The 21,640-nt window shown below is 22.2% G+C and carries 30 protein-coding genes and 1 tRNA gene; 20 read left to right on the forward strand and 11 right to left on the reverse strand.

What is annotated here, in order from left to right:
• The first annotated feature begins 223 nt into the window (after nt 1-223).
• The 18 genes from SDAV_RS06000 (at nt 224) to SDAV_RS06085 (ending at nt 14,642) form a co-directional block, all read left to right on the forward strand.
• A complete protein-coding gene (locus tag SDAV_RS06000; RefSeq protein WP_114564892.1) occupies nt 224-1,435 on the forward strand; it encodes a phage portal protein in 1,212 nt (403 codons plus the stop codon).
• Nucleotides 1,410-3,197: a phage major capsid protein gene (locus tag SDAV_RS06005; RefSeq protein ID WP_186823327.1), complete on the forward strand. Its 1,788-nt coding sequence runs from the start codon at nt 1,410-1,412 to the stop codon at nt 3,195-3,197. Before SDAV_RS06000 ends, SDAV_RS06005 begins: the two co-directional genes overlap by 26 nt.
• 23 nt (nt 3,198-3,220) lie before the next feature.
• Nucleotides 3,221-3,589 carry a phage head-tail connector protein gene (locus tag SDAV_RS06010; protein ID WP_114564894.1) on the forward strand — a complete coding sequence of 123 codons (369 nt, stop codon included), beginning with the start codon at nt 3,221-3,223 and terminating at the stop codon, nt 3,587-3,589.
• Nucleotides 3,579-3,905, forward strand: coding sequence for a hypothetical protein (locus tag SDAV_RS06015; RefSeq protein WP_071937189.1), 327 nt, complete (start codon nt 3,579-3,581; stop codon nt 3,903-3,905). Before SDAV_RS06010 ends, SDAV_RS06015 begins: the two co-directional genes overlap by 11 nt.
• Before the next feature lie 10 nt (nt 3,906-3,915).
• Nucleotides 3,916-4,314 (forward strand): HK97 gp10 family phage protein, encoded by a 399-nt coding sequence (locus SDAV_RS06020; protein ID WP_071937188.1) that lies wholly within the window; start codon nt 3,916-3,918, stop codon nt 4,312-4,314.
• Between the two features lie 5 nt (nt 4,315-4,319).
• Nucleotides 4,320-4,697 carry a hypothetical protein gene (locus SDAV_RS06025; protein WP_071937187.1) on the forward strand — a complete coding sequence of 126 codons (378 nt, stop codon included), beginning with the start codon at nt 4,320-4,322 and terminating at the stop codon, nt 4,695-4,697.
• A 15-nt stretch (nt 4,698-4,712) separates the two neighbouring features.
• Complete coding sequence (locus SDAV_RS06030; RefSeq protein WP_114564895.1) at nt 4,713-5,300, forward strand: major tail protein; 588 nt, start codon at nt 4,713-4,715, stop codon at nt 5,298-5,300.
• Nucleotides 5,293-5,625: a hypothetical protein gene (locus SDAV_RS06035; protein WP_114564896.1), complete on the forward strand. Its 333-nt coding sequence runs from the start codon at nt 5,293-5,295 to the stop codon at nt 5,623-5,625. The genes SDAV_RS06030 and SDAV_RS06035 overlap by 8 nt, the downstream gene beginning before the upstream one ends.
• 187 nt (nt 5,626-5,812) lie before the next feature.
• Complete coding sequence (locus SDAV_RS06040) at nt 5,813-7,360, forward strand: phage tail tape measure protein (protein WP_114564897.1); 1,548 nt, start codon at nt 5,813-5,815, stop codon at nt 7,358-7,360.
• A 9-nt stretch (nt 7,361-7,369) separates the two neighbouring features.
• Nucleotides 7,370-8,296: a phage distal tail protein domain-containing protein gene (locus SDAV_RS06045; RefSeq protein WP_114564898.1), complete on the forward strand. Its 927-nt coding sequence runs from the start codon at nt 7,370-7,372 to the stop codon at nt 8,294-8,296.
• Nucleotides 8,297-8,312: 16 nt separating this feature from the next.
• A complete protein-coding gene (locus SDAV_RS06050) occupies nt 8,313-9,767 on the forward strand; it encodes a hypothetical protein (RefSeq protein WP_114564899.1) in 1,455 nt (484 codons plus the stop codon).
• 147 nt (nt 9,768-9,914) lie between these two features.
• Nucleotides 9,915-10,005, forward strand: a tRNA-Ser gene (locus SDAV_RS06055).
• Nucleotides 10,006-10,591: 586 nt separating this feature from the next.
• Nucleotides 10,592-11,026, forward strand: coding sequence for a type II toxin-antitoxin system antitoxin SocA domain-containing protein (locus SDAV_RS06060; RefSeq protein WP_114564905.1), 435 nt, complete (start codon nt 10,592-10,594; stop codon nt 11,024-11,026).
• Complete coding sequence (locus tag SDAV_RS06065) at nt 11,019-11,423, forward strand: hypothetical protein (protein ID WP_114564093.1); 405 nt, start codon at nt 11,019-11,021, stop codon at nt 11,421-11,423. The genes SDAV_RS06060 and SDAV_RS06065 overlap by 8 nt, the downstream gene beginning before the upstream one ends.
• Before the next feature lie 479 nt (nt 11,424-11,902).
• The gene (locus SDAV_RS06070) at nt 11,903-12,505 is read left to right on the forward strand and encodes a hypothetical protein (protein ID WP_114564900.1); all 603 of its coding nucleotides are present in this window, start codon (nt 11,903-11,905) and stop codon (nt 12,503-12,505) included.
• 15 nt (nt 12,506-12,520) lie between these two features.
• Complete coding sequence (locus tag SDAV_RS06075; protein WP_114564901.1) at nt 12,521-14,152, forward strand: hypothetical protein; 1,632 nt, start codon at nt 12,521-12,523, stop codon at nt 14,150-14,152.
• A 15-nt stretch (nt 14,153-14,167) separates the two neighbouring features.
• Entirely contained in the window at nt 14,168-14,449 is a 282-nt protein-coding gene (locus SDAV_RS06080; RefSeq protein WP_071937173.1) for a hypothetical protein, read from the forward strand.
• Nucleotides 14,430-14,642 (forward strand): hypothetical protein, encoded by a 213-nt coding sequence (locus SDAV_RS06085; RefSeq protein WP_114564225.1) that lies wholly within the window; start codon nt 14,430-14,432, stop codon nt 14,640-14,642. The genes SDAV_RS06080 and SDAV_RS06085 overlap by 20 nt, the downstream gene beginning before the upstream one ends.
• Nucleotides 14,643-14,678: 36 nt before the next feature.
• Here SDAV_RS06085 and SDAV_RS06090 read toward each other — a convergent pair whose 3' ends face one another.
• Nucleotides 14,679-15,200, reverse strand: coding sequence for a lipoprotein (locus SDAV_RS06090; RefSeq protein WP_114564902.1), 522 nt, complete (start codon nt 15,198-15,200; stop codon nt 14,679-14,681).
• A gap of 151 nt (nt 15,201-15,351) precedes the next feature.
• On the opposite strand from SDAV_RS06090, the gene SDAV_RS06095 reads away from it, so the two are divergent.
• On the forward strand, nt 15,352-15,759 hold the full coding sequence (locus SDAV_RS06095; RefSeq protein ID WP_114564903.1) for a hypothetical protein: 408 nt from the start codon (nt 15,352-15,354) through the stop codon (nt 15,757-15,759).
• Between the two features lie 201 nt (nt 15,760-15,960).
• On the forward strand, nt 15,961-17,289 hold the full coding sequence (locus SDAV_RS06100) for an Mbov_0401 family ICE element transposase-like protein (RefSeq protein WP_114564904.1): 1,329 nt from the start codon (nt 15,961-15,963) through the stop codon (nt 17,287-17,289).
• 122 nt (nt 17,290-17,411) lie between these two features.
• Here the strand turns inward: SDAV_RS06100 and SDAV_RS06105 are convergent, their stop codons facing one another.
• The 10 genes from SDAV_RS06105 to SDAV_RS06145 form a co-directional block, all read right to left on the reverse strand.
• Complete coding sequence (locus tag SDAV_RS06105) at nt 17,412-18,146, reverse strand: hypothetical protein (protein ID WP_114564906.1); 735 nt, start codon at nt 18,144-18,146, stop codon at nt 17,412-17,414.
• 12 nt (nt 18,147-18,158) lie between these two features.
• Nucleotides 18,159-18,395, reverse strand: coding sequence for a hypothetical protein (locus SDAV_RS06110; RefSeq protein ID WP_071937724.1), 237 nt, complete (start codon nt 18,393-18,395; stop codon nt 18,159-18,161).
• The gene (locus tag SDAV_RS06115; RefSeq protein WP_114564135.1) at nt 18,395-18,688 is read right to left on the reverse strand and encodes a hypothetical protein; all 294 of its coding nucleotides are present in this window, start codon (nt 18,686-18,688) and stop codon (nt 18,395-18,397) included. Before SDAV_RS06115 ends, SDAV_RS06110 begins: the two co-directional genes overlap by 1 nt.
• The gene (locus SDAV_RS06120; protein ID WP_114564134.1) at nt 18,681-19,691 is read right to left on the reverse strand and encodes a hypothetical protein; all 1,011 of its coding nucleotides are present in this window, start codon (nt 19,689-19,691) and stop codon (nt 18,681-18,683) included. The genes SDAV_RS06115 and SDAV_RS06120 overlap by 8 nt, the downstream gene beginning before the upstream one ends.
• Nucleotides 19,692-19,695: 4 nt before the next feature.
• On the reverse strand, nt 19,696-19,905 hold the full coding sequence (locus SDAV_RS06125) for a DUF2649 family protein (RefSeq protein ID WP_114564133.1): 210 nt from the start codon (nt 19,903-19,905) through the stop codon (nt 19,696-19,698).
• A gap of 220 nt (nt 19,906-20,125) precedes the next feature.
• Nucleotides 20,126-20,329: a hypothetical protein gene (locus SDAV_RS06130; RefSeq protein WP_114564132.1), complete on the reverse strand. Its 204-nt coding sequence runs from the start codon at nt 20,327-20,329 to the stop codon at nt 20,126-20,128.
• Between the two features lie 131 nt (nt 20,330-20,460).
• The gene (locus tag SDAV_RS06135; RefSeq protein ID WP_114564131.1) at nt 20,461-20,643 is read right to left on the reverse strand and encodes a hypothetical protein; all 183 of its coding nucleotides are present in this window, start codon (nt 20,641-20,643) and stop codon (nt 20,461-20,463) included.
• Between the two features lie 19 nt (nt 20,644-20,662).
• Nucleotides 20,663-20,884, reverse strand: a complete 222-nt coding sequence (locus tag SDAV_RS06140) for a hypothetical protein (RefSeq protein WP_114564130.1) — start codon at nt 20,882-20,884, stop codon at nt 20,663-20,665.
• A 194-nt stretch (nt 20,885-21,078) separates the two neighbouring features.
• The gene (locus SDAV_RS14045; protein WP_281268771.1) at nt 21,079-21,210 is read right to left on the reverse strand and encodes a hypothetical protein; all 132 of its coding nucleotides are present in this window, start codon (nt 21,208-21,210) and stop codon (nt 21,079-21,081) included.
• Between the two features lies 1 nt (nt 21,211).
• A complete protein-coding gene (locus tag SDAV_RS06145) occupies nt 21,212-21,526 on the reverse strand; it encodes a hypothetical protein (RefSeq protein WP_114564129.1) in 315 nt (104 codons plus the stop codon).
• Nucleotides 21,527-21,640: the final 114 nt, after the last annotated feature.

The following is a 21,640-nucleotide window of genomic DNA, read 5'->3' on the forward strand; positions in this document are numbered from 1 at the left end:
AAAATAATAATTGTAATTATAATTAAAATTAAAATAATACTTGGAATGTCCAATTTATCAACCCCTTTTACGGAGTATGTACATTACTAATAAAATAATATCATCATTAATTTTAAAAGACAATATAAATTGTCTTTTTTTATTTGACAAATAATTTTAATGACGGTATCATCACGACGACAATAAATGATGGGGTTAATTATTATTGTTAAGGCTGGTGATTATGTTTTGATATAAAAAAAATAAAGAAAATAATAATAATGATGATGTAAATAAAACGCCTAAAAATTCTCAAGTTGATATTGTTAAGTTTGAATGAAAAGACTTTTTTACTAATTTTCAGAATAATTATCAAATTGATGTAATTAAAAGCACAATTAATCGGATTGCTACTGATATAGCACAAGTATCAGTTAATACATATCGCCAAAATGAAAAAATAAAAAAATCTAATTTTGACTATTTATTAAATTTGAGACCAAACAATTTAATGAGTAGTTATGATTTTTATTATAAGATAATTACTAATTTATTTTTGCAAGGGAATGTTTTTATTAAAATAGAAAAAGATATTAATGATAAAATCATTTCTTTAATTCCAATCGAATACAGTACTATTGAATTATTGTCTAAGGATGATGAATTATTTATAAGATTTTATCAAAATAATAATGCATTTGAGATATTACCGTATTCTCAAATAATTCATCTACGGAAATTTTATAATAAAAATTTCTTAGGGGATAATCCTAATAATTCGCTTGAACCAAGTAAAAGAATATTAGAAGAAATGACAAACTCTATTATTAACAATTTTAAAGAAACAAATTCTTTAATGGGGATAATTACCACAAATATGCCACTGGGGCCAACTGGTGCTCCTACGCAGTTTAACCAAGAGAGATCCCAAATGTTGCCAGTTTTACCAGTTGAAGATATTAATTTTAAAAATACCAATTTTAGTAATAAAAGAGTTGCATATTTATCTTATGGACAAGATTTTAAAAAAATTGATAGTAATATATCAAAGTTTAGTAAAGAACAAAATGAATATTCTGAAAATTTAATTTATAAATTTTTTAATATAGCACCCGAGATTGTTAAAGGGACTTATAATTCAGAACAATTTTTAAGTTATTTATCTACTGTAATTCATCCAGTTTTAAGACAATTAGAAAAAGAATTTACCTTTAAAATTTTTACTAAAAAAGAATTAGAATTAGGGCAATATTTTGAGTTTGTATTAGATAGTAGATTAATAATATTAAACTTATCAAATAGTTTAAAAGGTGTTGAACTTGGTGCAATAAACCCAAATGAAATAAGAAAATTATTATTTGGTTTAGATCCTTATGAGGGAGGAGATACCTTTTTAAATTGAAATTATGGAAAAATAGATGATGAAAAAAATGGAGAAAACAATGGACAACAATAAAATTATTAATAATGAAATTACTAAAAAAATTGATTTTAATATAAAAAAAATAAAAGAAATAAAAGAAGATAAATTTAGTACAAACGAAATTATCGGAATAGCAAATAAATATGATGTAGTTGATTATCACAATGACATTACTGACTACAAAAGTTTTGAAAATGATTTAAAAAATGGTAAAACTGTGCCAGTGTTTTTATCTCATAATCACGAAAAAATTTTGGGTGTTGCAGATTTAGAAAACCGAAAAGACGGATTATGGGCAAAAATTAAAATATATACTAATACTAATTATGGAAAAGAAACTTACGAAATTGCTAAACAAATGCAAAAAGATAATAGACCAATGCAGTTAAGTATAGGATATCGTATTTTAAAATCAGAACCAACAGAAATAAACGGCCAAGTTGTTCGTTATTTAAAACAAATTGAAGTTGACGAAATTTCTTTGGTTCCATTAGGAGCAAATCCACAGAGTAAAATACAAGAAATTAAAAATATCAAAGGAGAAAAAAACATGGAAAAAGTGAATTTAAAAGAATTAAATGACAAAATTATTGATTCCAACAATGAATTAGAAGAAAAAAAAGAACAATTAGAAAATATGGAATTAAAGAAAAATAATTTATCTAATAAAGAATTACAAGAACAAAAAGAGTTATTAACTGCAATTAAAAAATTAAATGAAGAAATTACAGAAACTCAAAAAATAAGAAATGAATATTTAGAAAAAAATATTAAAAATATTGAAAACGGAAATAGCACAATTTTACAAACATTAAGGGGAACAGAACAAATGGAAATTAAAACTATCTATAATCAAAAAGATATTTTAGATACAAGAGAATATAAAAATGCATGATTAAAAAATATGCAAAGACAACAATTAACGCCACAAGAAACAAAATTCTTACAAGTTGGAACAAATCCAACTGGAAATGAAGATGCGAGTCCGCTTGTACCTACTACAATATGAAAAAACATCTTAAATGAAATTAAATTAACTTCTAATTTAATTAATGAAATAACTATTTTAGAACACCGAGGAAAATTAGATATTGCGTATGAAAAAGATTCAACAGCAGCTAAATTTGTCACAGAGGGGCAAGAAGTAAAAGGAGAATCAAACTTAGATAGTATTAAATTTGATGGTCACATTATTGCCACTTCGCTTGAATTTTCAGAAACTACAAGATTTATGACGATTGAAGATTTTGAAGCTTTTGTAATTAGAGTAATTACAAACAGAATTAAAGAGGGTATTGAACAATCAATCGCCACTGGAACTGGAAAAGGTCAACCAACTGGAATATTATCAGATACAAGCATTAAAAGTGTAAAAATTAAAGAATTAAATTACGATGCTATTATTGAAATGATTAAATCATTAAAATTAGGATATTCAAATGGTGCTAAATTTGTAATGAATAACGAAACATTCTGAACTATTCAAAATATTAAAGATAAAAATGATCGCCCTATTTGAAACCACAATATAAGTTCAGATGGAGTTACTAACAAAATCTTAGGTTATGATGTTGTTTTAACAGACACATATCCTACATTTTCTAAAACAAATAAAAATAATTGCATTTCTTTTGGAAAATTAAACACTTATTATGTAAATTTCCAAGAGTCTTTAACTCTAAGATATTCTGAACATATCGGAATTAAAAAACTTTTACATACTTATGTGGGAGCAGCCATTTTAGACGGGAAAGTTGTTGAAAAAAATGCTTTTGTAAATTTCCAACCTGAGTAATTTAAAAATAAAGGAGGATCAATATGGACTTATTAAATTTTGTTAAATTAAGTTTACGAATTCAGCATAATTTATTTGATGAAGAAATAAAAACTTTAATTCAATCATCAAAAAATATTTTAATAAATTCAGGTCTTCCTTTTAAAATTATTGAGGAAGCAAATGATGAACAAATAAAAAATATTATTTCTATTTATGTTAAGGAAAATTTAGGGCGAGAATTAATTGGAGAAAAATTTTATACTATTCTTAACTATAATATTCAACAATTAATGTATAAATATGCTAATTATCCACAAACAACTATATATCAATTAGAAAAAGAACTCACAGAATTAAAAAAGAAATTAAAAGATATTAAAAAACTAGAAAAAAATAAAAATGAAAGATAATTTAATTTTATTAAATGATTACGCTTTTCTAATTGATAAAGAAGATGACGAAAATCCATTAAGTCATAAAAAAATAACTAAAAATAAAAAACAAGTATTTTGTGATATTAAATCAATTTATGCTAATGATTTTTACACCGCTAGAATGGCGGGCATAAAATTAGAAATAAAATTACTTATAGATAAATATATGTATGATAATGAAAAATTTATTTTAATTGATTATAAATATCAAAATAATTGACAAGAATATGAAATTATTAGAACTTATGACAGACAAGATGGATTTTTAGAACTATTTTTAAGTTTAAGATAAGGTGTTAAAAATGAAAAAAAGTAATTCAGTAGTTGATATATTTGATTTTGTTGCAGACTCAATCCAACAATATACTTATGATATCCAAGAACAAATAAAAGCAGAAATTAAAAATGTAGGTGAAAAAATATTGGCAGAAATTAAAATTACTTGCCCTATTAGCAATAAACATTTAACAAAAAGAAGACATTTAAAAGATTATTTTGTTTTTAAAATAAAATTAACCAAAGATAAAATAATTGGTGTAATTTATGCCACTAAACAATATCAAATAATCCACTTATTAGAATATGGATATATTAATCATTGAAATAATGAAAAAATTAATCCTCGCCCATTTTTACGAAATGCTTATAATAAGTATATTGATGAATATATTAAAAAAATAGAAACTATTTTAAAATATTAGTTAAGATGATTATTAATAATAAAAGAGAGCAAAATATTAATTTAATTATTGAATTATTAAAAAAACTTTATCCAACTAAAAAGATTAAATATACATTTTTTAATTTTAATGAAGATAATTTCAATAACATTGAAAATAATATAACTTTTTATAGAATTAATGATAATACCTTTTTTTCATCAGATAATATTAATAATTTTATAAGACAAACATTCCAAATTTGCTTTAATTTTAAAAATGAAATTAATTTTAATGAAATTGAAAAACTAGAAAATGAATTAATAAATAAAAAAATAAATTATCAATTGGCACAAGAGTTTTATTTATACGAACAAAATTTATATATTGTAATTTATGAAATATTTTTGTTGCTAAAAAGATAAAAGGAGAAAATACAAATGAATAACAACATTATTGAATTTGGACTAGAAAATGTTCATTATGCAAAATTAAAATACAATCAAACAACAAACAAAACAGAATATGCAATCCCACAAAAAATATTAGGAGCAGTAAATTTAAGTTTAAATGTTAGTGAAAACACTAATACCTTTTATGCTGATAATAAACCATACTATATTTCACATTCTTTTCAAGGTTATAGTGGTAGTTTAACAATAGCAAAACCATCTGATGATTTTGAACAAGAAATTTTAGGAATTGAAAAAGATAAAAGTGGAAATTATATTGAAAAATCAACTAGTTTAAAGAGTGAGATTGCTTTGGGGTTTGAAATCAAAGGTGATTTAGAAGAAAAAAGAATTTGACTTTTAAGAGTTAATTTAAAACGCCCCAACCAAACTCATAACACTCAAACCGAAAATGTAAACCCAGATACTTATACTTTTGAATTAAACGCCCTACCACGAATTGAAGATAATGTTATTAAAATTAAAACAACAAAAAAAGCTAATGAAAATAATTATAATAACTATTTTTCCCAAGTTCCAAAATTAGAAAAAGAAGAAAAAAACGAAAATGAATAGATATTTAGAAAGTTTAAAATTAAAAGTTAATATAAGCACTTATGCATTAATTATTTATGAGGATTTATTTGGTTCATACGGAGAATTGTTAAATAAATTAGAAAAAGACAAATATGAATTTTCATTTATTTTAAAATTATTATTTTCTTTTGCGAAAGCAGCTGATGAAAATCAATTTAAAGATTTTAAGGAATTTTGTAAAAAAATTACATTTAAAGAAATTACCGAAAATGTTAATGAAATTAATAACTTAATAATGGAATTTGTAGGTGCTAGTGTTAATGACAAAAATTTACAGGAATACGGCGAATTAACAAAAAAGTAGATTATAAATTTAATAAATTTACTCCTAACTTATTACTATGACTTAGTCATTTAGGGTTTTCAATTATAGACAGCAAATATATTAAATTAAAAACATTAATAGAAATTATAGAAATTTATAACAATCAAAATAAAAGATTAGCAACACAACAAGATATTAATAAATTTTTTTAAAGGAATAGTTAATTATGGCAAAAGAAATTAAAGGAATGAGCATAACTCTTGATAGTAATGTTTTAGAATTAAATAACAATTTTAAAAAAATAGCCGATAACATAAAACTATCAGGATCTAAATTAAAAAATTTTGATAATAATTTAAAATTTAAAAACGGTGATGAAATTGATATTTTAAATGAAAAATTTAATGAATATAAAAATATCATTGATAATATTTCAGAAAAAAAAGAACTTTTAATTGAAAAATATAATCAATTAAATAAAGCCATTTTAGAAACACAAGAAGCATTATCAAAAACAAGTGATACTGCTGAAAAAGAAAAATTAATACAAAAACAAAATAAATTAAATAAAGAATATGAATATACAAAAATAAATATTGATGCATCTAATCGCAGTCTAAACAACTTTAATGAGAAATTAAAAAATACTGCCCAAGAAATAAAAAATATTCCCTTTAAAAAATTTGAAGAATTTGGAACAAAGTGTCAAGAAATCGGAAAAAAATTAAGCACACATATTACAATACCCATTTTAGCAATCAAAGGAATTTTAACAAAAATAACTGTTGATACCGCCAAATATGCTGGTGAGCTTAAAAAAACATCAAAAGAAATTGGTATCACAGCAGAAAACTTACAAATATTTCGTTATATTGCAAAAAGAACTGGAATTACTAGCGAAGAATTAGAAAAGAGTTTTAAAAAATTACAACAAGGTATTAGTGCTATTTCTTATGGAATATCAAATGAAACAACAGAAGCTTTTAATAAATTAGGAATTAATATTAAAAATAATGAGGGATCTTTAAAAGATACAGGAACTATTTTTTTAGAATTAAAAAAATCATTAGAACAAATAAGTGATGAAACTGAAAAAAATAATTTAATAATGGATATTTTTGGTTCTAAGTTAGGAAAAAACCTTATTCCAATGCTTGCCTTATCAGATGAAGAAATTAAAAAAATGACAAACAACATTAAAGATTTAGGTATTGTTTCAAATGAAAATGTTGACAAAACAACAATATTAAATAAAAAATGAAATGAATTTAAACATGTTATTAATATTACAAAAATGAATTTAGCATCCGCCCTATTACCCGTGTTTGAGTCTTTGGTTTCTTTTTTAGAAGTCAGTTTAATACCAATTATTAAAGGAATAACAAATTTTTTTAATATGTTTAATGATACAACCAAAAAAACTATTTTTATTATTTTGGGAATATCAGCAAGTTTGGGGGCTGTTGTTTACACAATTGGAAAAATAATAAATGTTATTAGTTCATTAAAAACACTTTTATTAGGAATGGCAAAGCACCCAATTCTTTATGGTGTTTTAGTTAGTTTGTCTGCCTTAGCTGCTGGTGGGGTATGATTATATAATAAATTTAATAAACCACCACAAAACATTAACCAAGAAAGCCAAACTAATAACTATAATAAAATTGAAAATAAAAATGAATTTAAACCAACAATTATTATTGAAGGAGAAAATGATAAAGAACGAGCTGAAAAAATACTCGAATATATAGGGCAATGAAATAATAGAGTATAGGGAGAAAATATGTATAATTTACCATTTAGAACTTTTAAAATTAGTAATAGTAAAGATAATTTAATTAATTTATGTGATTTAGATAATATCATTATTTTATCATTTAATGGATTAAATATTAATTTTGATAATAATTATTTAAACATCGATAATAATTTTATTTTAAATAATAGTAAGCATTCTTTAAATCAAATAAATTTTAAATTATTATTTATAGGCCCAAATCCCTATGGTAAATTTAATGATTTTATTAATAAATTAAATATTAATTTAGATAATAAATCTTCCCCCTTTTTATTATTTTATAGTTTTTGAATAAATGAAAAAACAAAATTGGAATATTATTGTGAGGTAATTATTAAAAGTATTATTAAAACAGAATTGAATAATAATAATGATTTAGAGGTTGATTTTATTTTAGAACAATTAACTAACTGAAAAAAAGAAGAAGATAAATTATTTGAAATTAAACCAAATAAAACAAGCGGAAAAAGATACAATGAACATAATAAAAAATATTATTTTAAGTTAAATCGCATTAAATATACCAATCAATATAATGAAAAAATTAAAATTAGTAATAATAGTTATTTAGCATCAGATACTCTAATAACAATCAATGGCCCCACAAAAGACCCATATTTAAAATTAGAAAATATTAATGGTAAAGTAATAAGTGAACTTAAAATTAATGCTGAAATAAATGAAAATGAAAAAATAATAATAGATAGTAGAATAAAAACTCAAAGCATTATAAAAGTTGATTTAAAAAACGAAAAATCATACAACATATATCAATATCAAGATTTTAAATACACTAATTTTATTCAAATTCCACCAGGAAACTATCATATTTTATATTCTTCTAACCTTTCAAAAGACAAACAAGTTGGAAATATTAATATTAAAAAATTTGAAGAATATATTTTAATTTAGAAAAAGGAGAAATTAAATGGGTGTAGGAAGTTCAACAAAAAGATACTGAAGTGACGAAATAATTGCAATTAGAGAAGATAAAAAAGAAATTATTAATAAATTAAAAAACAATACTTTAAATGCAGAAATTGTAAAACAAATCCAAGAATTAAAAGAAGAAATATCAGAATTAACAAAAGAAATTAATGACGAAAAAATTAATTTTGATGAAGCTGTAAAATTAAATCCTCAACATGCCGAATGATTATTACAAATTCCTGATTATAAATTAATGATTGATTATCTTGATGAATTATCTAATATTGTGCTTGAAATTAATAAAGCACAACAAGAAGCAGAAGAAAAAGCAAGACAAAAAGCAAGAGATGAATTATTAAAATTAGAAATTAAAAAAGATAAAAATATTTATCAAGATAATAGAACTAAATTAATTATATTTGGAGTTGATTTTGAAAAAGGATCTTTATTTTATAAAGATAATTGTATTGTTGAAAATTATAAGATATTTTTAGATATTTATACCCCGCAACTATCAACTTTTAATGCTTATAATTATTATAATCTTAATGTTGAAATTGAAGACATTGTTTGTATTTTGAATAATGAAAATCAATTATATATTGGAATTATTACTCATATTGAAAAAAACAAAGATGAAAATTTATATACCTTTACTACTAAAAATATTGAATCTATTTTTGATTTTAAAATTTACAACATATATAAAAATAAAAGTTGATATATTTTTCTTACTTTAATAAAAATTATTTATAAAAACCTTCCCTTTATTAAACTTAATAAAAAAATTAATGATGAAAATAATAATAATCCTAAATTTTTTGAAGAAAATGAAGAAAAAGAATTTAATTGTTATCAATTTATTAACAAAATATTTAAAATAACAAATATATTTTTAAAATTTAATATTGATTTAAAAAATTTTTTTTTAAATTGTGACATTTGCAAAGATGGACAAGAAGATATCAAATTAAATAATTATAAAGTAAAAGATAATATTAAATGTATTACAAATATAGAAATTGAAGAATTAAACCAAAAAAGTATCAACAGAATTGATTTTTACCAAAAAAACAACTCAAGCAGTTACACAAGAGCAAACTTATTAAAAAATAATACAATCTCTTATGATGAAAATAATAATAATAATTTACAAAATAATTTAATAAAAAATAAAATTTATGAATTAGAAGAAAAAGACTTTACCTTAGAAAATATTATAACTATTAGCAATCAAGAATTTAAGTTAAGTGAATACTCACACCTCATAAAATTTGATATCACAAAAGATAACAATATTTTAAATTTAAACAATTTACAATTAAGAGATAAATTTACCCTATTATTTAACAATAAAGAATATAACAGCATTTTATCTGGGATAATTTTAGAAAGCAATAAAAACACAATTACTCTAATATTCGGCCAAGTAAGATTATGAAGTAAGTTTTAACATTTATTAACTAATATGCCCCTTAAAACAAGTAATAAAGGTATTTACAAGCAATTATATTTTATATAATTAATGAGAAAAAATAGAAAGAATATAGGTAAATATTAAAATGATTTACTATAAATGACATTTTTAGTATTTCTATATGGAACAGTACTCAAATTGGACAAGAGGACATCCTGCTAAGATGTTAGGTCGGGTAACCGATGTGAGAGTTCGAGTCTCTCCTGTTTCGCCATTTAATAAAAAGTAAATATAAAAAAAGAGATATTAAATCTCTTTTTTTTATTTATAGTATTGCACAGACTATTGACTGGCAAGGTTTCTTTTCTTTATTTAAACTTGCAAGTAGAACCTAGAATAACTCGCAACATCACTTGCTATTTAATTATAGCATGTTTTTATAAAATTAAAGGAAAAATAAAAAAATATGGTATTATATATACAAATTTTCATTTATTATATATTTGACAAATATTTTTAATGACGGTATCATCACCACAAATAAGTTATGTTTCTAGTTGTAAGAATATCTATGGTGTTCTATTGCTTTTACTCGTAAACCAAAAGGGATTTTACTTATTTTTTAACCCTTAAATTAACTATTGAATGAAAACTAGATATAATAGTTATTAAGCAATACAAAAAAGAGATTTAATATCTCTTTTTTTATTTAATTAAATTAAAATATATGCAACAATATTTTATTTTTATTATATAATTAATTATATTTATCAGAAAGGAAATAAAAAAATGAAAGCATATAAATTAAGCGAATACATAATACAGCGTATTTATGAAATTAATAACGGTGTTGAACATAAATGTGAAATTACACAATTAAAATTGCAAAAAAGTCTTTATTTTATATATGTATATTTTTAGTTAACAAACAACAAAAACTTTTTAATGATAAATTTGAAAGATGAGATCTAGGACCAGTAATTAAAAACATTTATAGTAAATATAAAAAATATAGAGACAAACCTATTGAAGTTCCAAAAAACAAAGTAAAATTGAATAAAATAACTAATTTAGAAAAAATAGAATTAGATTCATTATTATTTGAATTAAATAAATTTTCAACAACTAAACTAATTGATTTTTCACATGAATGTGATCCATGAAAAGAAACCCCAAAAAATAAAAATATTAGTGATGAAAAAATTATAAATTATTACTCTAAAAATGATTTATTTAAATTATTAGGAATAAAAAATTATACATTATTAGATTTAAGTACAATACGGTATGATTAGTATTAAAAATATCATCATAGGTGGAATTATTCATATTGGAAAAAAATTTCGTTCAATAGATAATTTTATTTTAGAAAACAGATATATGTGTATTTTAGGTTATTATGAATCTGAAATAGCAATTTTACCAATGTCTACATATAAAGATGAAAAACATAAAATAGAAAAAAAAAATAAAATAGAAAATTTAGATTATTCATTAAAACATGGAAATGTTAAAGATGGATATATTAAGTGTGATCAGATATACTTATTATCAATAGAAGATTTTAATGAATTTGAAGAAGTTGAATTTAAATTTAAAATGGATAGTGAGTTCTTTGAAATTAATTTAATAAATAAAATTAAAGAATTAAAACAAAAAAATAAAATAAAAATAAAAAAAATAAATTTTTAAATAAAAAAGAGATTTAATATCTATTTTTTTATTTGTTTATTTGACAAATAATTTTAATGACGGTATCATCACGATAATAAGTAATAATTATTACTTATTGAAAATTAAACAATACTAATTATAATTATTAAAATTAAAAAAATTTGTATTTATTCAGTCGTATTATAGTAAATAAATAATGTTGAACTACTTGAATGAATTTAACTCATAACCGAGTTCCCCTAGACAACCACAAACAGGCAGACAAGAAGATTATTCACATAATATTTAAGGAATTTGTTACGACTGAATAAGTACAAATTTGTATATATTATAACATAAATTATTTTAAAGACAATATAAATTGTCTTTTTTTATTTGACAAATATTTTTAATGACGGTATCATCACGACGACAATAAATGATGGGGTTAATTATTATTGTTAAGGCTGGTGATTTTTTATGTTAGATAATAATGAAAATAATAAGGTGGTTAAATTATGGCAATAGTTTTAAAAACATTTCCTAATTGTAATGTAGAAGCGTGTGATGATGGAATTATTCAAGATTTTTTTGCTAGTTTTTTTGTTAAAGATAAAAATATTATTTTTTTAAACGAAGAAAAAAAGTTAATAAAAAGACACCTTGGAAATAAAGTTGTTTTTAATCAAACATATATATTAATTTATGGGCGAATTATTGAAATTGAAGAAGATACAGAATATGAATTACAAGCAACCAGTGGAAATTCAATTAAAAAAATTATTTTTAATATTAATTTAAGAACAAAAAAGAATGAAATTAAAACACTAACAAACGAATTATTAAATGAAAGTAATTTATCATGAGAAGATATTAAAAACGAAGAATGAAGCTATGATATTGAATTATTCACCTATCAATTACAAAATAACACAATTTACAATATAAAAGAAAATCAAAAATATTGAGAAGACTTAAAACCACACACAAAAATAAACAACAATCTAAACAATAATTTTAACAACATTAAAGAAACAATGAATAAAAAAATGATTGCTAATAACGCATTACATAGTGAATGAGATAAAACATCTAACAAATTAGAAAAAAAATATTTATAAAAGAGAGGCAAAAAAATGGCATTTAGATTTATAACATTTGACAATACAGAAGATTATTTAACAGACCGCGACCAAGCAATATATTACGATTTTTTATTAAGAAACCAAACAATCCCCTACTATGCTAATAAAGAATTAAGCAATAAAAACGCTATAAACTTATTAGGCAATAGCGATAATTATAACGAAGAAATGTTAAAACTATGTGATAACAATTCAACTGGTTTTTTATTTTACGGATTTGGCGAACAAGAAAACTTGGAAGCAGAATTCAAATATGAAGACAACGGAATTCAAGTAAAAATAAAAACAAAAAAAGGAAACAAAGAAATACCATTTTTTTACTTAAGCATTTGCGGAAGAATGATTAAAGTAGAAAACAACACCACAAACGATATCAACGACTTAATTCCCTATGCAAAAAACGAAGCAGAAACAACAACAACAATATTTTTAACAATTAAAATAGATATGTCAAAAGCACCATTAGTATATCCAATCCCCGATATAGACAACCAAGATGAAAACTACCAATATATTAATAAAAATTTTATTGAAAGTTTAGGAGAAAACAAAAGCGAACAAATTGAAAAATTAACAGAATTATTAGAACAATGCCCCATTAACACTAAAATTGACGAAGTTGAACCAAGCGGAATTGACAATAAATTCTATTTTGAAAAAACCAACGAAGAAGAAAACAAACCATGAAAAAATATTAAAAGTGCCATGACTTGAAACGATAATTCAAAAACAATAGCAACAGCCATAATCGATAACATTAATCAAGTAAATGATTTTAAATACCGAGCAATTTATCAAAATAAATGTGCTAGCGAATATTTTGTATGAACAGACAAAGGAAGATTAACCCAAGATAACTTAAACACAAGACATAAAGACGGAATTTATGAATTCCCTATCCTTAGTTTTAATTTACCCCTAAAAGGCGAAAAAATAAAATCCTTTAATTGAGAATATACCGCACGAGTTCCCATTCGTTATCAATCAATCAAAGACCCTAGCAATTTTATTAATTTTTGTGAATATGCCCAAGAAAAAAAAGAAGAATTCAATAAAAAATGAACCAAAGAAATGGAAAAAATGGATCAAAAAACAGCACAACTAGACAAAAGAATTAGAGAAATGCCCTACAAAATAGAAAGCAGCGTCAAATATGTCAAAAGCAGATTAAAAGAAATGACACCAGACGAACAGCCATTTAAAACAACTGATAATAAATGATATTTTGTAGTGTGGCGTGGTGAAAAAACAGAAGAATGAAAAATTACAAAATTTCAAAATAACATAAATGTAAATTCGTTAACAAATACAATTGATAATATAAAAAATGAATATTATTTAAATTTAGGTAGTTATTTAGGTATTCGAAAAATTACTTTATTTGTATATAAACATGGTTTTACTGGCTTTGCAGAATTATGAGAAAATAACAATCTTATTAAATCAGTTTATCGTTGAAATGGTGGAGAAGAATGATCACCAATATTAAAATATGATGGTGGGATGATTAAATTTTGGGTATGAAAAGATTTTAAAACATGAGATAAAGCCCAGCGTGGTATTGTGACAACAGCCGCTATTGGTTTGCTATCGTTTGGAAGTTGAGAACCATTAATTTGATAATAAGGAGAATAAAAAATGAGTGAAACTATTTTAGAAATTATTGTTTTGGTTATATCACTTTTTACTGGTGGAACAACCGGCATAACAGCAACTATTTTGAGTAAAAAACAACAAAAAATTAGAGATGAAAATAAAGAATTAAAAGAAAAAATAAATGATATTAAAATTGAAATTAATAATATTAATACAAAATTAGATGTTATTACAATCATAAATAACAAACTTGCTAATAACAATAAAATAAATATCAGACAAAAAAATAAGGATGGTAATAAAAATGAAAAAGAAAAAGACTAAGTTATTTTTTCTACGATTAGCATATTGAATAGTTCACGGTTTAACATTGGGATTGCCAATTTTATTCACTGAAATTAATAAACTAATGCTAAAATTAAAAGAAAAAATTAATAATGAATGTATTTTGTTAGATGAAAATAAAGAAGATAATATTAATGACATAATTAAAAAAGATGATGAAAAAGAAAATTAAATAAATTAAAAAAGCAATTTTTACTAAATTGCTTTTTTATTCACTATTAACTTTTACATTGCCATTATTATCAACAATTAAATCAGGTAATTTTTGCTCATCACCATTTCAACGATAAACTGATTTAATAAGATTGTTATTTTCTCATAATTCTGCAAAGCCAGTAAAACCATGTTTATATACAAATAAAGTAATTTTTCGAATACCTAAATAACTACCTAAATTTAAATAATATTCATTTTTTATATTATCAATTGTATTTGTTAACGAATTTACATTTATGTTATTTTGAAATTTTGTAATTTTTCATTCTTCTGTTTTTTCACCACGCCACACTACAAAATATCATTTATTATCAGTTGTTTTAAATGGCTTTTCTTGTGGACAAATTCATTCTAAGTTTTCTTTTATTTCTTGGCAATTTGTGTATATTTGGTTTTCTTGTTTTAGTTGTTGTAATTCTTCTTCGTTATATTGTGGTGTATTACAAGCAACTAGACTTGTTGTGTTTGTTCCTAATAATGTAATTGCTCCTAAAAAACTTAATCATTTTTTCATAAAAAACTACTCCTTTCTTGATATTTTATTTATATAAAAATTATATAATGAATATAAATATATACAAAGAATAATGATAAAAATTTATTTTTTTGATAATATATTAACAATTATCAAACAACAATTTTAATTTTAAGAAAGGAAATAAAATATGGCTCAAAATAAACCATCATTGAGTTTAAAAATAGACAAATATTTACAACTTTATAAAAAAAGTTATATATTATCAGTTAAGGGGCTAGCTCTTTTAGAAATACTAGAAAAATTAAAAGAAGAGGCAAAAAAAGAATATGAAGAATTTATTGATATAGCTGCCAAATTTATAAACTTATTTTGAGAAGAATCTAGAATAAAAAAAGAAATTAATTTTAATTCTCTAAGTAAAAATAAAATTAATAAAATTAATAGAATTTATAAAGAATTAAAAGAAGACAAAGAACTTTTTTTCAATATTATTGTAAATATTTTTGCCACAGTCGTTAAAGAAGAAAATATAATAATTTTTGAATTTAAAGGTTTAAATAATAAAGTTGTATTCGATTATATTCAAAAAAATTAATCAAGATTAAAAATCTTGTTTTTTTTATTTTAAATTAAGATATAATGTTTTTGTTATCAAAAAAGTATCAAAATTGTATTAAATAATATTAAAAAAATTAAATATTGAAAAAACAAGTTAAAAATAACTTGCTTTTTTTAGGTGTTTATTTTAATGTGTGTGATGATTTATTTTTAAATCAAGAAAGGAAACAACTTTAAAATGGATATTAATAATATTATTAATGGGGAAAACTTTTTTAATAAAACATATGAAGATTTGAATAGATATGCTGTTGGAGAAATTGCATATAGGTTAGAAAAGTACGATGATCTTATTTTTCAAAATTATCAAAAATATGATAAATTTAAACATTATCGAGTAAAAGAAATAAGAACAAAAACATTAATTACTTTAAAAGGTAAAATAACATTACGCAGACGACGATATTATAAAATTAATCCAATAACAGGGAAAGAAGAATATATTTTTATTTTAGATAAATTTTTAGGAATTAAAAAATGACAAAGACTGGGGAATGACGTCAAAGAAAGAATTTTATTGTTTTTAAGTGATGATAAAAAATACCGCGATATTTCAGATGCATTAGAACAAGCAAAAATTAGTTTAATGACAATTTCAAATACAATAAAAAACGCAACAACAAACGACAAATATTATATTAATGATACCAATATCAAAATAAATGTTCCGCATACTTTATATATTCAAGTGGATGGAACATACTTAAAAATGAAAGTGTGATATGAAGGAAAAAAGATTAAAAAACACACCTTAATTTCTACCGTTCACACTGGATATGATCAAGAAAAATCAACCGAAAAAAGACATGTAATTGCAAATAAGTTAGGTGTTTACGAAATAGATAATATTCCAATTTATATTTCTAAAAAAACAAAATTAACCCGTTTTGTTGTTAAATTAATACTTTTGATAATAAGTAATTATAATATTCAAGATGATACCGAAATTATGATTTTAGGTGATGGAGCAGATTGAATTAAAGGGGTTAAAAAAGTTATTGCAAATCGTTTTCCTAATAACAAAGTTCATTATACAATAGACAAATTTCATTTAGTAAAAAGATTTAAGGATTTATTACCCCACCGAAGAAAAATTAAAGAAAATAAAGAAACTTTTAAACAAGTTGTTGATTATTTTTATAATGGAAAATATTATGAATTATTACAATGTTTAAAAGAAAGTGAGTCATTTATTCCTAGTTCTAAAAATTTTTTAAGAGAAACAATTAACTTAATTAAAAATAACGAAGAGGGTATTAAAAATCAAACATTATGAAATAATATTGGTTGTCATATGGAGGGTGATGTTTCCCATTATGGTAAGGGCATATTTTCTAAAAAAGGAATTTATAGCAAAAAAACTGTTAAAAATAAATTGAATACTAGTATGCTAAAATTAAGAAATAATATTAAGGATTTTAAACAACCAGAAAAACCACCAGAAAATAATAGTATTTTATATAATAATTTTAATAAAAATGAACAACAAAACTTACATCTTTATTAATTTTATTTTTAAATTAAATAATTTTAATAAAAATGCATTTTTTGCTGTGATTAAATTTAAAAAAATATAAAAATTTGTTGACAATAAAATTAAACATGGTATCTTTAAATTAAGTATGTGGATTATTTATTCCATAATTTCTTAAATATACTAAATACCCTTAAATAATTTATACAATCATAATCTAAAACTTGAAATAAATTATCCAACGAATAAAAATTTTGTTTAACATCATTAACAAAATAATTACTGTTAGATTTTTTAAGAATATCCATATTAAGCAATTCTTTATAATTAAAATTTAAAACTAAATAATTCATATCAAAATGTTTATAACTCTGATTGGCAATAATTGGCATAAATAAATATTGTATAATTTCTCAATTAAAAGTAAATTCATATTTTATATTGTTTTTATAAATAAAAATATCTAACAATTTATTTGGCGTTTTATAATCTATTATTAATCTACCCAAAGAACCCACCTCAGAAATATCTTTTGGGTTTCAACTTAATAAATAACTTCAACCAGTATTTTTAATTTTATTAAATCAAAAATTACTATCATTTTTATCAGCACTTACATTTGGAATAAAAGGAGTTTCAACACCAAAACTAAATGCATAATTACTAGGGTCTAAACCTTGCATAAAATAATCTTGTCGCAACATTAAAGTAGACTGAAAATCATATTCATTTGCTTTTGCATAAGTTAAATCACTAAAATTATCATTATTTCTTGTTTCTACTTTACAAACATTACTAATATAATTTATAGTTGTAGCACTACAAAAAAGAAATATTCAACCAAATATTAAATAAAAAATAATAAATATATCTAATAATCGTTTTCGCATTGTTTTGACCCCCTAAACAATAAAAATAATTCTAATACCCATAATAATAATTCCAAACGCCATATATAACTGGAAAATAGGATGTGTCGCAATAATAAATAACTGTGCTACTAATTTATAAAAATCATTAGCAGACTCCAAATAATTTTTAACAGTAGAAAAACCTAAATCTGTTGCCACAACAATATTAGCAATAAAACCAAATCCAACAGTTAAACCAATAACAAAGAAAAATATTAACTTTAACATTATTTATCACTATCCTTATTATTACTTTTAGAATTATTACTTATATTTTTAACTCCATTAGATATTTGCTTTCTTGCTTGTAAAGAAGAACGAGAAACTGAACTTAAACCACGAGAACTATTAACCAATAACATAATGACATTTATAACACCACCAATTACTCAAATTACAAATAAAGGAATATTTGTACCTGGCAATTTTAAAGTTCACATTCAATCCATTATTTTCATAAAAATATCAACCACAACATTAATAGCACCATTTCATACATCATTAGCAAGTAAATTAATCATTTTCTAACTCTCCCAAATTCTTTAATAAATGTTCCATCCCCATCTCTCGTAATTCATTAAGCGTAATATCTTTTTTAACAATACTAGGTCAATTTTGTTTAATATAACTTGGTACTTTATCATTTTTTAAATCACGCACAAATTTTAAATATTTACTATCATATTGCATTGCAATAGATAAAGGAATTGTTATCTTAACAAAATTAATACCAATATCTTTATTAGATTTTTTACGAACTCTTTTCCCGTTTGCTGTTCGTTTAACTGTTTCCGTTTTTCATACTAAATAATCATCTAAATCATCAAAGAAACCTATTTTCATTTTAAAATAAGGAAAAAATATACTAGGTGGAATACATTGCATAGGAACAATAATCATATTAGTAATTTCTCTATATTCCACTCAATTCTGATTAATTCGTTGTCCAGCAAAAACAATGTTATTATCAAACTGACGACATAATAAAAAATATGGAATTAAACCACTAAACTTTTTATTGTTTTCTTCGGGTTTAGCACCATTCATATACAAAAATATTTCATCAAATAAAATTAAACTATCATTTGACGGTATCTTATAATTTTTATTTTTAAAATCTAAGTGGTTTAAACCTAAAACTCCAATTTTTTCATCATTAATAAAATAATTAGAATAAACATTATCAAATTTAGCAATTTGTGATAAATAAGTCATCAATAAAGTTTTACCAGTACCCAAAGCACCGTTAATAATTGATATTGGACTACTTTTAACAATTTTAATTAATTTCCGTGTTTGAAAAAAATCACTAAAAAAAGACCAAAAGAAAATAATATTAAAAATTACTAAAAAAATAAAAAAGATAATATCTATAACTGATGTAGAACTAAAATATATAAACTGTAAATTAAAACAAACAATAAAAAAATAGAACAAAATATTTGCCATAAATCAATTTACATATCAATAAGAAACCTTAATATTTTTTTGTCTTCTAAATAAATTAAAATAATTTTTAAACATATATCTACACCACCAATCTAATTGTTTTATATAAAATAAATATTGATAACCAAATTAGAAAAAAAACAACTAATCAAATACCTATCATAATCACTGCATAAGTAATATTATCAATAGAACTACCAACAAAGTTATCAATTTCAGTTTTCGGAATAAAATAAAAAATTTGTAAAAGACCTTGATATACTCGTTGCAAAAAAGTATTTCAATCCATTATTTTATCCACCTAAAAATACAACTTAAAATTAAAAATAACATACCAAAAACAAGTATTAAAAATACAACAAATATAACAATATCTAAAATAACAGGATGATTAACTCCGAAAATAATTGTCATAAATTCATAATATAAATCTCATACACTTTGCATTTTTCTTATTCCTTTCCTAAATGTTAACTACTAAAATCAAGGTTAGAGTTTATTATTAAATATTAAACTCCGTGAATTAACTTTCTGATTGTTTCAATTCCCAAAACCACAAACATTAAAACTAACGGAATAATTAATAACATATGTGACCCTAAAAAAGTAATAAATCAGTTAGTAAAAGCAATCGCTCAATCAGCAAGAATTGCAGCAAAATCGCCTATTTGTTTAATAACATCAGCGTCGCCCGCTAATAAATTTAAATTCATTAATAACACCTCATTTAAAATACTTTCTATTAATAATAAAACCTTCGCATACTCTAACCTTGATTTTAGTAATTAACACTAAAAACTAAAATCAATTTTTATACTTGCGAAGGTATTTGATTGATATTAACTTATTCAACAGACTTATCTGCTTTTTTAATTTTTCGTTTTCCCCATTCTTTAAATTCTACTTTTTTAGAACAATGCGGACAAATTAAATACTTATTTTTAAACCTAAATATTGTATTAACTGTTAAAAAAATCAATAACATTAACATTGCAATTACTAAAATAATTGTTGCAAAAACGGTCATTAATTATCACCACCTTTTTTTAATTTTTGCTTTCTATATTTAACATATAATTTTTGACTTGCTCCACTAATAATTTAAAATGTTGTTCTTCCATAACACCAATATTAATAACTTTATGACTAAGATACAATTTAATTGCTTTTCTTAACATAAATAATGGTATTTTAGTAGGTAAACATTGATGTATAACATTAACTAAATACTCTAATCGCTGTTTATATAACTTAGTTTGCTTTTTCATTAAAAAAATCCAACATAAACAAAAAACAATATAAACCAAATAACTAACAATAAACAAGAAACTATAAAAATAATTCAGTCTCAATTAATATTTAATTTATCTTTATTTTTTGTCATTATTTAACCTTAATAATTTTTTTATGTTTAGGACAAATAATATCTTGTCTATTACATAAATAACAATCTGATTTTTTCTTAGTCATTATCTAACCTAGAATAATATTGATTAATTAAAACAACATTTTCATTAACACAATTCCAACAATAACGAGACCCATTTTCTCAAACAATATCATTAATACAAACCATACATAACTGTTGTTGCATATTAACTATTGCTTTCTGTTATTGTTGAATTATTAGAATATTTATTAATAAAATCTTGTTCGGTTTCATAAGGCAATATTTTTGATATTTTACCGTTAAAACCAATTTCTACATTATAGAAACTACCTTCAATCATTTCAGGCAAACTATTTTGAAATTCACTATCTTTACGAACTCATTTATCTTGGTATTCTTTACCAACTATTTTTTTACCTTCAACTCGTAAAAATGTATATACATCATAATAATTTTCTTTATTTGACTTATCTTTAATAACTTGATTGTACTTAATATCACTTAAATAAACTTTAAACATAACTAAAAAATTCCTTTCATTTACATATATGTAAATAAAGGTTTCACAAGGTTTAAAACTTTAAATAAAATAAATGTTAAAAAATAAAAACTAATTTAATAAAAAATTAATACA

The organism is Spiroplasma phoeniceum P40 (genome assembly GCF_003339775.1).
Classification (GTDB): domain Bacteria; phylum Bacillota_I; class Bacilli_A; order Mycoplasmatales; family Mycoplasmataceae; genus Spiroplasma; species Spiroplasma phoeniceum.